11 protein-coding genes are annotated in these 12,376 nt (G+C 70.1%); 4 read left to right on the top strand and 7 right to left on the bottom strand.

Annotated features, from left to right (window positions below; all coding sequences use genetic code 11):
• Window positions 1-41: 41 nt before the first annotated feature.
• Window positions 42-653 (top strand): hypothetical protein, encoded by a 612-nt coding sequence (locus ACU6XJ_RS15045; protein WP_476311330.1) that lies wholly within the window; start codon window positions 42-44, stop codon window positions 651-653.
• Entirely contained in the window at window positions 653-1,414 is a 762-nt protein-coding gene (locus ACU6XJ_RS15040) for a nucleotidyl transferase AbiEii/AbiGii toxin family protein (protein ID WP_476311327.1), read from the top strand. Before ACU6XJ_RS15045 ends, ACU6XJ_RS15040 begins: the two co-directional genes overlap by 1 nt.
• On the opposite strand, the gene hutI is transcribed toward ACU6XJ_RS15040, so the two are convergent.
• The 5 genes from hutI to hutH are packed head-to-tail and all read right to left on the bottom strand — an operon-like array spanning window position 1,399 to window position 8,346.
• Complete coding sequence (gene hutI, locus ACU6XJ_RS15035) at window positions 1,399-2,556, bottom strand: imidazolonepropionase (protein WP_476311325.1); 1,158 nt, start codon at window positions 2,554-2,556, stop codon at window positions 1,399-1,401. The genes ACU6XJ_RS15040 and hutI overlap by 16 nt on opposite strands.
• Before the next feature lie 43 nt (window positions 2,557-2,599).
• The gene (locus ACU6XJ_RS15030) at window positions 2,600-3,919 is read right to left on the bottom strand and encodes a formimidoylglutamate deiminase (protein WP_476314029.1); all 1,320 of its coding nucleotides are present in this window, start codon (window positions 3,917-3,919) and stop codon (window positions 2,600-2,602) included.
• Window position 3,920: 1 nt separating this feature from the next.
• Window positions 3,921-5,123 (bottom strand): allantoate amidohydrolase, encoded by a 1,203-nt coding sequence (locus ACU6XJ_RS15025; protein ID WP_476311324.1) that lies wholly within the window; start codon window positions 5,121-5,123, stop codon window positions 3,921-3,923.
• Complete coding sequence (hutU, locus tag ACU6XJ_RS15020) at window positions 5,120-6,802, bottom strand: urocanate hydratase (RefSeq protein WP_476311321.1); 1,683 nt, start codon at window positions 6,800-6,802, stop codon at window positions 5,120-5,122. The genes ACU6XJ_RS15025 and hutU overlap by 4 nt, the downstream gene beginning before the upstream one ends.
• A complete protein-coding gene (hutH, locus tag ACU6XJ_RS15015; RefSeq protein WP_476314027.1) occupies window positions 6,799-8,346 on the bottom strand; it encodes a histidine ammonia-lyase in 1,548 nt (515 codons plus the stop codon). The genes hutU and hutH overlap by 4 nt, the downstream gene beginning before the upstream one ends.
• Window positions 8,347-8,562: 216 nt before the next feature.
• Between hutH and ACU6XJ_RS15010 the strand changes: the two genes are divergently transcribed.
• Both ACU6XJ_RS15010 and ACU6XJ_RS15005 read left to right on the top strand, forming a co-directional pair.
• Window positions 8,563-9,705: an NHL repeat-containing protein gene (locus ACU6XJ_RS15010; RefSeq protein WP_476311318.1), complete on the top strand. Its 1,143-nt coding sequence runs from the start codon at window positions 8,563-8,565 to the stop codon at window positions 9,703-9,705.
• A gap of 43 nt (window positions 9,706-9,748) precedes the next feature.
• A complete protein-coding gene (locus tag ACU6XJ_RS15005; RefSeq protein WP_476311315.1) occupies window positions 9,749-10,543 on the top strand; it encodes an IclR family transcriptional regulator in 795 nt (264 codons plus the stop codon).
• Window positions 10,544-10,602: 59 nt separating this feature from the next.
• On the opposite strand, the gene ACU6XJ_RS15000 is transcribed toward ACU6XJ_RS15005, so the two are convergent.
• The gene (locus ACU6XJ_RS15000) at window positions 10,603-11,427 is read right to left on the bottom strand and encodes a glycine betaine ABC transporter substrate-binding protein (protein WP_476311312.1); all 825 of its coding nucleotides are present in this window, start codon (window positions 11,425-11,427) and stop codon (window positions 10,603-10,605) included.
• Between the two features lie 36 nt (window positions 11,428-11,463).
• Window positions 11,464-12,369 carry an ABC transporter substrate-binding protein gene (locus ACU6XJ_RS14995; RefSeq protein WP_476311310.1) on the bottom strand — a complete coding sequence of 302 codons (906 nt, stop codon included), beginning with the start codon at window positions 12,367-12,369 and terminating at the stop codon, window positions 11,464-11,466.
• Window positions 12,370-12,376: the final 7 nt, after the last annotated feature.

Here is a 12,376-nt window from a genome sequence, read left to right as displayed (position 1 = left end):
AACCTACGGAGGTGCCACTCATGCCCCACATTCCCCCCAGAGTGCCCCCGACGCTGCTCAAGAGACCGATGCGGGTGTTCCGTCCCCAAGATGCCGAAGACATCTACCCCCATCCTCGCCCCGAATTCGCCCGGCTCGTCGCCGGGGGGGCTCTCCGGCGGCTCGCCACCGGGTACTACACCGCCATCCCCGAGCAGCATGTGGGCAGGCACTGGCAACCCGAACTGGAATGGGCAGCGCTCGCGATCGCGGCAGCCGATGAAGGAGCGCGATCAGTCGCGTTGATGGGCATCAGCGCCGCGCGCGTCCATGGAGCGATTCCCCGCGCTCTGGCGGTTGCCGCCGTAGCCGCTCGCCGACACAGGCGCACTATTCGGCTGGTGGACCGCGAAGCGGTCGTCCACTTTGTCCGACGCGATATCGGCCGCCTCGATGTGGAACGGCATGACCATGAACTCGGGCAGGGCTATGTCACCACGATCGAACAGACGATCCTGGATTTGGCGGCCCGACCTGATCTAGGCGGCGTGCCCGAGGAAGCACAGCATGCCATCCATGCCCTTCTTCCCAGGGCGGATGACGCGCTCTTGCATGAGCTGGCTTCGGCACAACGCAAACAAGCCACTCTGCACCGTGTTCTTCAGGAGCGGTGATGCTCAGTCCTGACGAAGAATCCGAGGTGGCTGCCCAGTTCGGCGTGGGTGTCGCGCAGGTGCGACGAGACCATCTCATCTCTCATCTATTGGCAGCACTGAGCAAGCACGCATCGAAGCAGGTCATGTTCTTCGGCGGGACGGCGTTGTCGCGCAGCTACCTTCCCGACGGGCGGTTGTCGGAGGATATCGACCTGATGGCCATCGGCAAACGCAGTCACGTTGCCTCATTGTTGGAGACGCAGCTGATCCGTGGGGTGCGAAGGGAGTATCCCCGTCTCCGCTGGGCACCGGCATTAACACAGGTTCGCGACAACGAGACCGCCATCATCACCGACGAGAGCGGAACGACCGTACGGATACAGCTGCTGAGCTCCCAAGGTTATGCGGACTGGCCGGCGGAACCCACCGATCTCGTCCAGCGCTACTCGGATGTCGATCGGGCGCAACTCCTGGTGCCCACCTTGCCGGCATTCGCCGCCTGGAAAACAGATGCCTGGCTTGGACGGCGAGCGCCAAGAGACCTCTTCGATCTGTGGTCGATGGCGAACTCCAACGCGATAGACCACAAAGCCGTGGAGTTGTTCATCCGACACGGGTTTTCGAGCAAACCGCCGACAGCCCAGCTGCTGTGCCGCGATGCTCCCTCGGAGCAGCGGTGGCGCAGCGAGTTGGCCGCACAGACGCGGCTGACGGTGACGGCGCAGGAAGCCTTGAACGTCGTGTCCCAGGCGTGGGCGGCAGCTCAGCACGCACGTTGACCCAGGTGCCAGACGGCGCGGGTGAGGGGGACGCCGGGCCGGTAGGCGAGGTGGGTGACCGACGGGGCGTTCAGCACGTGGACGTCGGCCCGCGCACCGGGCCGGAGCACACCGACCGCGCCGTCGCCGGTGTCGCGGCGTAGGGCTCGGGCGCCACCCCAGGTCGCGGCGCGAACGGCCTCCTCGACGCTCAGCCGCATCTGCAGCACGGCCGTGGCCACGCAGAACGCCATGGAGGTGGTGTAGGAGGAGCCGGGATTGCAATTGGAGGCCAGCGCGACGGTCGCACCCGCGTCGAGGAGTTCGCGGGCGGGCGGCAGCGGCTGGCGGGTGGACAGGTCACAGGCGGGCAGCAGCGTGGCGACGGTGTCGGAGTTCGCCAGTGCGTCCACATCGGAGGGTTCCAGGTGGGTGCAGTGGTCGACGCTGGCGGCGCCGAGTTCCACGGCCAGCCGCACGCCGGGGCCGGGGCCAAGCTGGTTGCCGTGCACGCGAAGGCCGAGGCCCTTGGCGGCGGCGGCCTGGAGGACGGCGCGGGACTGGTCCTCGTCGAAGGCGCCGCGCTCGCAGAACACGTCGGCCCAGCGCACGTAGGGGGCGACGGCGTCGAGCATCTCGCCGGTGACCAGACGGACGTAGTCGTCCGCGTCGGCACCCGGCGGGACGAGGTGGGCGCCGAGGAAGGTCACCTCGTCGGCTTGCTCGGCCGCCAGCACCGCCGCCCGCCGTTCGTCGGCGGTGGTCAGGCCGTAGCCGGTTTTGGTCTCAACGCAGGTGGTGCCCTGGGCGAGCGCCTCGCCGAGGTGGCGGCCCAGGTTGTCCCGAAGCTGGTCGTCGGCCGCGGCCCGGGTGGCCTCGACGGTGACAGCGATACCGCCTGCGGCATACGGCGCGCCTGCCATGCGGGCCTCGAACTCGGCGGTGCGGTCGCCGCCGAACACCAGGTGGGTGTGGCTGTCCACCCAGCCCGGCAGCACCGCGCGGCCCTCCACGTCAACCCGCTCGTCCGCGGCGGGCGCCCGGCCTGCCGGGCCAACCCAGGCCACGCGCTCGCCGTCGAGCACGATGGCGGCGTCGGAAAGCCTGCCCAGTTCGTCGTCGTTGGTGGTCAGCTCGCCGATACCGGTGATCAGCAGGCTCATGCGTTCAGCTCCCGAAGACTGTTGGTCAGCAGTTCCTCGCCGCTCATGTGGTCAGCTCCTGAATAGCCTCGGCCAGCAGAGCGGCGACGTTGCCGAGGGTGGAGTGCTCGCCGCCCTCGGCGACCACCCTGCCGTCCACCACGACGGTGTCCACATCGGACGCCGTTGCGGCGAGGGCCACCTGTTCGGGCAGCACACCGGCGGTGCGGACGGTGTCCAAGCGGACGGATACCAGGTCGCACGGCATGCCGACGGCGATGCGGCCCGCCGTCCAGCCCAGGCAGGCGTGGCCGTCCGCTGTAGACGCTGTGATCAGCTCGGCGGGCGAGAAGCGGCCACGAAGGCCGGTGCGCAGGCGCTCGCCGTGCTCCAGTGCTCGCGCCTCGGCCAGTGGGTCCACCACCGCGTGCTGATCGCTGCCCAGCGAGATCCGGCAGCCCCCGTCGGCCAGTTCCCTGGCCGGACCGATCCCGTCGGCGAGGTCGGCCTCGGTGGTGGGGCACATGCAGATCCCGCTGCCCGCCGACCCGAGGATGCCGATGTCCGCCGCGGTCAGGTGGGTGGCGTGCACGGCCGTCAGATCCGCTCCGACCACGCCCGCCTGTGCCAGCAGGCCGGTTGGGGTGAGTCCGTGGAAGGCCTGGCAGGCCTCGTTCTCCGCGGGCTGCTCGGACAGGTGCACGTGCGTGGGCCTGCCCGCGTTCGCCTCGGCCAGGACGGCGATGGCAGCGGGGTCGACGGCACGCACCGAATGCACCGCGGCCCCGATCACCGCGTGCGGCCTGCCGCGCAGTGACTCCACCCGCCGCGCCCACGCCTGCGCGGTGCCGTCACCGAAGCGGGATTGCGGGCCCTCCAGCGGGCGGTAGCCGGTGCCGTCCAGGCCACCGTGCAGGTACAGGGTGTCCAGCAGGGTGATCCGGATGCCCGCGTCCGCGGCGGCCTGGATGAGGGCCTCGCCCATCGCGTTGGGGTCGGCATAGGGCACGCCGCCGGGGCCGTGGTGCAGGTAGTGGAACTCGCCGACGCAGGAGATGCCCGCGACCGCCATCTCGGCGTAGACCGCCCGCGCCAGGCGGTGGTAGCCATACGGGTCGAGCCGTTCGGCCAGCCGGTACATGGCCTGCCGCCAGGTCCAGAACGTCCCGCCGTCGCTGTGGGTACGACCGCGCAGCGCGCGGTGGAAGGCATGCGAATGGGCGTTGGCGAAGCCCGGCAGCACCACACCGGGGAGGGTGCGCGCGCCCGCGGGCGGGGTGGCCCCTGCGGTTGTCGAGGCTATGCGGCCCGCCGCGTCCACTGTCACCAGCACCCCTGGTCGCACGGCGCCGTCCAGCCAGGCCTGTTCGCACCAGAAGGCCATCTCAGCCCGCCAGGTGCTCAAGGACGCGGGCCAGCGCGCTGGAGCCCGCCTCGCAGTCGGCGGGCTCGGCGTACTCCTCGGGAGCGTGGCTGATGCCGGTGGGGTTGCGCACGAACAGCATCGCGGTCGGCACGTGCGCGGCGAGGATGCCCGCGTCGTGGCCCGCCCCGGTGGGGATGGCGGGCGCGCCCGGCAGGATGGCGGCCAGTTCGTCGCGCAGCGCGGAGTCGAAGTGGACGGTGTCGCCGTAGGACTCCTCGCCGACGGTGAGGCCGCAGCCCTCGGCCTCGGCCGCCTCCCGCGCGGCGGCGGTGATCTCGGCGACCACCGAGCGGGTCACCGCGTCGGTGGCGGCCCTGGCGTCCAGCCAGACATCCACGCTGGAGGCGATGACGTTCGTGCCGCCAGGGGTGGGCTGGATGCGGCCGACGGTGGCCCTGGCGCCGTCGATGCGACGCGCGGCGGTGCGGGCGGCGAGCACAAGCTGAGAGGCGGGCAGCATCGGATCGCGGCGCTCCGACATCTCGGTGCTACCCGCGTGGTTGCCCTGTCCGGTGAAGGAGAAGCGCCAGCGCCCGTGCGCCAGGATCGAGGAGGCGAAGCCAACCGAACTGCCTACCATGTCGAGAACGTGGCCCTGCTCCACGTGCAACTCGACGAAGCAGCCGATCCTTCGCAGCGCCTCCTCGTCCCGGCCCAAGTACGCCGGCTCCAAACGGAGAACCCGCATCGCTTGCGCGAAGCTGACCCCGTCTGGTCCCTGCAGCCGCCGTACTGCGTCTGGTGCCATGGACCCCGTCATCAACCGGGATCCCAGGCAGGGCACGCCGAACCGGCCACCCTCCTCTTCTACGAATACCACTAATGCGAGCGGCCGGCGAGTCCGGAACCCCTTGGCTCGCAACTCATCCAAAGCGGTGAGTGCGCTTATCACTCCCAGGGGACCGTCAAAAGGGCCCCCACCAGGTACGGAATCCAAATGACTGCCCGTAACCACGGCGTTTGGACCGGGTTCACCCCACCAGGCCCAGATGTTTCCGTTGCGATCCGTGTCCACTGAAAGGCCTCGCCGTTGCGCCTGTTCGGTGAACCACGTGCGCAAACTCAGTTCGGCCTCGTCGAATGCATGCCGAGAGTAACCGCCACGTTTTTTGTCAACGCCAATATCCGCGATGTCGGTAATCAGCGTCGAAACGGACGTCATCTCGCCCTCTCCGCGCGGTTGTTTTCGCTGGTCGGAATGCGAACGTTGCGCTCGGCGGCGATTTCCGATGCGCGTTCGTACCCCGCATCGACGTGACGAAGCACACCCATCGCCGGATCATTGGTCAACACCCGCTCGACCTTCGCCGCGGCCAGTTCCGTGCCGTCGGCCACGGTGACCTGTCCGGCGTGGATGGACCGTCCGATGCCGACCCCGCCACCGTGGTGAATGGACACCCACGTCGCGCCGGAGGCCGTGTTCACCAGCGCGTTCAGCAGCGGCCAGTCCGCGATGGCGTCAGAGCCGTCGGCCATCGCCTCGGTCTCGCGGTAGGGCGAGGCCACCGAGCCGCAGTCCAGGTGGTCCCGGCCGATCACGACCGGCGCGGACAGCTCACCGGAGGCGACCATCTCGTTGAAGCGCAAACCCGCCAGGTGCCGTTCGCCATAGCCGAGCCAGCAGATCCGGGACGGCAGGCCTTGGTAGGCGATCCGGTCGCCCGCCATCCGGATCCACCGGGCCAGCGAGTCGTTCTCCGGGAACAGCTCGAGAATCGCCCGGTCGGTGGCCGCGATGTCGGCAGGATCACCCGAAAGGGCGGCCCACCGGAACGGGCCCTTGCCCTCGCAGAACAGCGGCCGGATGTAGGCGGGCACGAAGCCGGGGAAGTCGAAGGCCCGTTCGCAGCCGCCCAGCTTGGCCTCGCCACGCAGCGAGTTCCCGTAGTCGAACACCTCGGCACCGGCGTCCAGGAAGCCGATCATGGCGTCAACGTGCTCGGCCATCGAATCCCGGGAGCGGTCGGTGAACTCGTCGGGCTTCTTGGCCGCGTAGTCGTGCCAGTCGTCCAGTTCGATGCCCTTGGGGAGGTAGGCCAGCGGGTCGTGGGCGGAGGTCTGGTCGGTGACGATGTCGACCTCGACGCCGCGGCGCAGCAGTTCGGGCAGCACCTCGGCGGCGTTGCCGATCAGCCCCACCGACAGCGCCTTGCGCTCCCGCTTCGCCGCGGTCACCCTGGCGATCGCGTCGTCGATGCCCTCGGCCAGTTCGTCCAGGTAACGGGTCTCCAGCCTGCGCTGGGCGCGGGCCGGGTCGCATTCCACGACGAGCGCGACGCCGCCGTTCATGGTGACCGCCAGCGGCTGCGCGCCGCCCATCCCGCCGAGGCCCGCGGTGAGGGTGAGGGTGCCCGCCAGGGTGCCGCCGAAGCGCTTCGCGGCGACCGCTGCGAAGGTCTCGTAGGTGCCCTGGAGGATGCCCTGGGTGCCGATGTAGATCCAGGAGCCCGCGGTCATCTGGCCGTACATGGTCAGCCCGAGCTGTTCCAGACGCCGGAACTCCGGCCAGTTCGCCCAGTCGCCGACCAGGTTGGAGTTGGCGATGAGCACCCGCGGCGCCCACTCATGTGTGCGCAGAACGCCAACCGGTTTGCCGGATTGGACCAGCAGCGTCTCGTCCTCGCGCAGGTCGGTGAGCTCGCGGGTGATCGCGTCGAAGCTGCCCCAGTCCCGCACCGCCTTGCCGGTGCCGCCGTAGACCACCAGGTCGTCCGGCCGCTCGGCCACCTCAGGGTCGAGGTTGTTGTGCAGCATCCGCAGCGGGGCCTCGGTGGCCCAGCTGCGCGCCGTCAGCGTCGTTCCCCGCGCCGCCCGTACCGGCCGCGCCTGCGCACTGCTCACAGATTCCCTCCCAGGTTCAGATGTGGTCGCACGGCGCGCAGCAAGGCGCCGGATCGGATCATGTCTTCGGCCGCGGCGATCTCCGGCGCCAAGTGGCGGTCCGGACCCGGACCGGCCACGTGTTCGCGGAGCGCGGCGACGGCGGCCCCGGTGGCGGGGGCGGGGCGCAGCGGGGCGCGGAAGTCGAGCGCGCGGGCGGCGGTCAGCAACTCGATGGCCAGCACGCTGCGCAGCGCGTCCACCGAGCGGCGCAGCTTGCGCGCCGCGGACCAGCCCATGGAGACGTGGTCCTCCTGCATCGCCGAGCTTGGGATCGAGTCCACCGATGCGGGCACCGCCAGCCGCTTCAGCTCGGAGACCAGCGCCGCCTGCGTGTACTGGGCGATCATGTGGCCGGAGTCAACGCCGGGGTCGGCCGCGAGGAACGCGGGCAGCCCGTGCGAGCGGGCGGTGTCGAGCATCCGGTCGGTCCGCCGCTCCGCGATGCCCGCCAGGTCGGCGGCGGCGATGGCCAGGAAGTCCAGCACGTAGCCGACCGGTGCGCCGTGGAAGTTGCCGTTGGACTCCACCCGGCCGTCGGCGAGTACCACGGGGTTGTCGATCATCGAGGCCAGTTCGCGGTCGGCGACCGTCTCGGCATGCGCCAGGGTGTCCCGGACCGCGCCGTGCACCTGCGGGGAGCAGCGCAGCGAGTAGGCGTCCTGGACGCGGCTGCACTGAGGACCGCGGTGGCTGGCCACGATCTCCGAGTCCGCCAGCAGCGCGGTCATCCTGGCGGCCGACTCCGCCTGGCCGGGGTGCGGGCGCAGCGCCTGGAGGTCCGCGGCGAAGGCCCGGTCGGTGCCGAGCAGCCCCTCCACGCTCATGGCGGCGGTGAGGTCGGCGAGGTCGACCAGGTCACGCAGGTCGGCGGCGGCGAGCACCAGCATGCCCAGCATGCCGTCGGTGCCGTTGATCAGCGCCAGCCCCTCCTTCTCGGCCAGCACGACCGGCTCGATGCCCGCCTTGGCCATGGCGTAGGCGGCGGGCCGCAGTTCGCCGAGGGAGTCGCGGACCATGCCCTCGCCCATCAGCGCCAGCGCCACCGCGGACAGCGGGGCGAGGTCGCCGGAACAGCCCAGCGAGCCGTACTCGTGCACCACCGGCAGCAGACCGGCGTTGAGCATCGCGGCAAGCGTGCGGACCGTCTCGGCGCGGACCCCGGTGTTGCCGCCCGCCAGCGTGCGCAGCCGCAGCAGCATCAGCGCGCGCACCACCTCCGGCTCGACCTCGGGGCCGGTGCCCGCGGCGTGCGAGCGGATGATCGAGCGTTGCAGTTCCTTGCGCTGCTCCACCGGGATGTGGCGGACCGCCAGCGCACCGAAGCCGGTGGACACTCCGTAGGTGGGCTTCTCACCCACCGCCAGCGTCTCGATATGCGCCCGTGCCTTCGCCACCGCGCCCAACGCCGCGGGGCCGATCTCGACGGCCGAGCCGCCGCGGGCGACCGCGACCACCTGCTCGCGGGTGAGCGGCTGGAGATTCAGCGAAACCGGTTGAGCCATGTCCACATCCCAGCCCTCGGACGCATCCCGTAGTAGCCCGATCGCCCCGATGTTGTCTGCCATACCAGACAAGCGGGCAATCGCTTACCGCCAGTCTGGTGGTCCCCGGAAGCCGCCGCCGACCTTGGCGTTCACCCCATCAGGGGGCACCGCTCCCGACCCCTGGCCAGACCAAGATCGTCACGCAATGTTGGGCAGGGACTACGGGGAGGAATCATGGACAGGCGCACTCTGTTGCTCGGCGCGGCCACGGCACCGGCGGTCGCCGCGTTGTCCAGTGCTTCGGTGGCAGCGGCGGCCCCGCGAGCTCAAGCGGTGCGATGCACCCGCAACGTCACCGAATTCGAACTGGCGCAAGCACAACAGACCCACGAGATCATCCGACTCCCCGGCAAACCGATCGCCGTGGTGTCGCAAATGGACACCAGCACGCTGGTCAAACTGCGGCTGAACGCAGGTATCACCGACAGCCGGGCGTTCCGGATCGGCCCGCCCGGTTCGATGCTGCACGGGCTGGCCAACTCTCAGCGCTACCCCGGTCGGATCTGGGTGACCTTCGAGGGCGCCAACAAGCTGGCGTTGGTCGATCCCGGGGCGGAGCTGAACACCCCGCCGAAGGTGCTGCGCACGATCGACGTGCCCGGCGGTGGCAAGGGGCCGCACTACGTCGGCGAGTACGGCGACCTGCTGTGGGTGAGTCTGAAGGGCAGCGACCAGGTGCTCGCCATCGACCACACCACACCAAGCCGGTTCCACCTCTACCCCGCCGAGGCGAACCCGATCTTTGTGGCCCGGCACCCGGCGACTGGCGAGTTCTATGTCAGCCAGGACCAGTCGAGCAAGATCATGCGCATCGACCACCAGGCCCGCAAGACCGAGCAGATCGACGTCGCGGCGAGCGCGGGACGCACGCCGGTGGGGCTCGTAGCGGGGCCGACCGGGCTGTGGGTGGCGTTGCTGGGCACCAAGGACAATGGCACCGGCACCTTCGGCCGCATCGACGCGAACGGCGAGGTCAGGTGGTTCACGCTCACCACCCCACAAGGCCGCGACGCCGGCGTGCTGCACATCGCCTTCGACCAGTCCTCGCTGACCGACGTCTGGCTGCTCAGCTCGTCGATCATCTCGCCGAACGTGCTGGACTCGATCATCCATGTCACGTTCGACCGCTCGTACACGACAATTCGGAGTGAGGAGGTCGCCGCCCTGCCGACCCAACTGTGCAAGGCGCACCGGCTGCTGCCGCTGCCCGCTGGTGTGCTCGCCACGGAGCTCACCAGCTCGTCCGTCGCGCAGCTGATCACCACGCCGGGGTGTGCCTGGGACCAGCCGGTGGGCGGCGAGCCCGGCGAGCCGTAGCCGATCCGACCTCCCCGCCCGTACGTTGAGCTGGGAGGTTGACGTGGGAAGCAGCTCGGACGTGCCCGCGCTGCGCCGCGGGTTGGCGCTGCTGCGGCTGCTGGCGAGCAAGGCGGGGCCGGTGTCCGCGGCGACACTCGCCCGCGAGTTGGCGCTGCCGCGGTCCACCACCTACCACCTGCTCGCGGAGCTCACCGCCGCCGGTTTCGTCACGCACCTGCCCGAGGAGCGGCGGTACGGGCTGGCGGTGGCCGCCTTCGAGCTTGGCACCGCCTACCTCCGGCAGGACCCGCTGGAACGGCTGGCCAGGCCGCTGCTGCGCAGGCTGGTGGACCGGGTCGGCCACACCGCGCACCTGGGTGTGCTGCACGGCGCCGAGTTGCTCTACGTCGTCAAGGAGCAGCCCAAGGCGCCGCAGACGCTGGTCACCGACGTCGGGGTGCGGCTGCCCGCGCAACTCACCGCCTCCGGCCGGGCGATGCTCGCGCACCTGCCCGCGGCGCAGGTCCGGGCGCTGTTCCCGGACCGCAACAGCTTCGTGCGCCGCACCGACCGCGGCCCCGCCGATCTGCCCGCGCTGCGCAGGCTGGTCGCAAGCGAGCGCCGCCGAGGCTGGGCGGTGGAGGACGGCCACGTCACTGCGGACTTCGCCTCCGTGGCCGTGCCGGTGTTCGACCACGGCGGCCGACCGGTGGCCTCCATCAGCGTCACGTTCCGCCACCTCTGCGCGGAAGCCGAATGCGCCCAGACCTGGCCCGACCTGGCGACCGACATCCACCGCACCGCCCGCGAACTCACCACCCGCCTCGGCGGCCACCAGCCCGATTCCCGGAATTAGTGTCCTGAATCCGAATCATGACGGCGTTATCCGCGAATTTGGACACTAATTATGGCGGGTCAGGCCGGGAGGAGGCCCTGCTGTTTGAGGTAATCGCGGGCGACGGCGCCGATGTTCTCCTTGTCGACCTCAATGCGGCGGAGGAGGTCGCCGAGGGCCTTGGTGGTCAGGCCTTTGGAGGCGCGGTCCAGGGCGGTGGTGGCCTCCTGGCTGAGGAGGTCGTTCTTCACCAGGGGCAGGATCTTCGAGGTGGGCAGCAGGTCTCGGGGGTCGGAGAGGACGGTCAAGCCCGGGGTGACCGAGGCGGCGATGCCGCTGCCCACCGCGACCTGGGCCTGGCCGGAGGTCAGCGCCTGGGCGAAGCCGAGGTCGCCGATATCGCGGCTTTCCCTGAACGCGCACTTGTAGGTCTTCTCCAGGCCGGATGCCCAGCGTTTGCGCCAGTCCTCGGAGGCGCCGAGGATCAGCGTCTTGCAGGCGGTGCCCAGGTCGTTCAGCGAATCCAGCTTGAGGCGCTTGGCGGTCTCCTCGGTCACCACCAGCACCTCGCCGTCCTCGGCGGGGGCGGCGTCCCTGGTGGACACTCCGCCGGGCAGCGGCTGGGGTAGGGCCGAGCCGTGCGCGGGCGCCACCGTGGCCGAGCCCTCCTGCAAGGCGCGCAGCACCGCCCCGTCGTCGCCGAGCCGGGGTCGCAGGTGGACGAGCACGCCGGTGCTGCGCAGCGCCCCGGCGTAGATCTCGGCCAGCAGGTGGTCCTGGACGGTGTCCGCGGAGCCGACGATCACCGGGCCGCCGGGCTCAGCGCCCTGCTTCCCGCCGGGCCGGGCGCAGGCGCCGATGAGCACCAGCACGACGGCTGCCAGCACGGCGATGCGACGGCTCAACTGCGGCCCTTTCCGCGACGGTGAGCCTTTACCGAATCACAGCAACCCCTGGGACGCCAACCAGTCCTTGGCCACCGCCGCGGTGTCCGGCTTGGACGGTGCGTTCAGCTTGGCGTTCAGTTCGAGCAGAATGTCCGTGGTGAGCTTGGCGGAGATGCCGTTGAGCACCGTCCGGACCTGGTCGGTGACCTTCTTGGCGTTGGCCAGCGGCACCACGTTCTGCGCCGCGAAGTTGTCCTTCGGGTCCTCGAGCACGACGAAGCCGTTGGCGCCGATCGCGGCGTCGGTGGTGAAGATGTCCGCGGCCTGCACCGTGCCGTCCTTGAGCGCGGTCACCGTGATCGCGCCGGGCTGCAACGCCTTGTAGTCCTTGAAGGTGCAGCCGTAGACGTTCTTCAGGCCGGGGATGCCGTCCGGGCGCTGCTGGAACTCCGGCGCGCCGCCGAAGGTCAGCTCACCGCAGTGCTCGGCGAGGTCGGCGATGGACTTCAGGTTGTACTTCTGCACCGTCTCCTTGGTCACCACCACGGCGTCCTTGTCCTGGGCAGGCGACTTGTCCAGCACGGTGAGGCCCTCGGGCAGCGCCTTCTCCAGCGCCTCGTAGACCTCTTCTTCGCCCTTCTCGGTGGCGTCCTTGTTGAGATAGCGCAGCAGCACGCCGGTGTACTCGGGCACCAGGTCGATCGAGCCGTCCCGCAGGCCGGGGAACCGGGCCTCGCGGCTGCCCAGGTTCATCTTCTTGTCGACCTTGACGCCCTTGGCGGCCAGCGCCTGGGCGTAGATCTCGGCGAGTAGCTGGCTCTCCGAGAAGTTGTCCGAGCCGACCACGATGGTGTCGCCCGGCGCGGGCGCCTTGTCGCCGTCGGAGAGCGGATCGGAGGACCCGCCGCAGCCGGACAGCAGGAGCATGGCCCCGGTGAGCGCGGCCAGGATGCGCTTCATGTCACTT

Source organism: Actinorectispora metalli (genome assembly GCF_056323685.1).
This window is presented reverse-complemented; position numbering and strand designations above follow the sequence as displayed.

What these genes read in the sequence shown, in the direction of transcription:
- hutH (WP_476314027.1), bottom strand. Translation starts at nt 8,346, where the DNA reads ATGGCTCAACCGGTTTCGCTGAATCTCCAGCCGCTCACCCGCGAGCAG.
- ACU6XJ_RS15010 (WP_476311318.1), top strand. Translation starts at nt 8,563, where the DNA reads ATGGACAGGCGCACTCTGTTGCTCGGCGCGGCCACGGCACCGGCGGTC.
- hutI (WP_476311325.1), bottom strand. Translation starts at nt 2,556, where the DNA reads ATGAGCCTGCTGATCACCGGTATCGGCGAGCTGACCACCAACGACGAC.
- ACU6XJ_RS15030 (WP_476314029.1), bottom strand. Translation starts at nt 3,919, where the DNA reads ATGGCCTTCTGGTGCGAACAGGCCTGGCTGGACGGCGCCGTGCGACCA.
- ACU6XJ_RS15040 (WP_476311327.1), top strand. Translation starts at nt 653, where the DNA reads ATGCTCAGTCCTGACGAAGAATCCGAGGTGGCTGCCCAGTTCGGCGTG.
- ACU6XJ_RS14995 (WP_476311310.1), bottom strand. Translation starts at nt 12,369, where the DNA reads ATGAAGCGCATCCTGGCCGCGCTCACCGGGGCCATGCTCCTGCTGTCC.
- ACU6XJ_RS15025 (WP_476311324.1), bottom strand. Translation starts at nt 5,123, where the DNA reads ATGACGTCCGTTTCGACGCTGATTACCGACATCGCGGATATTGGCGTT.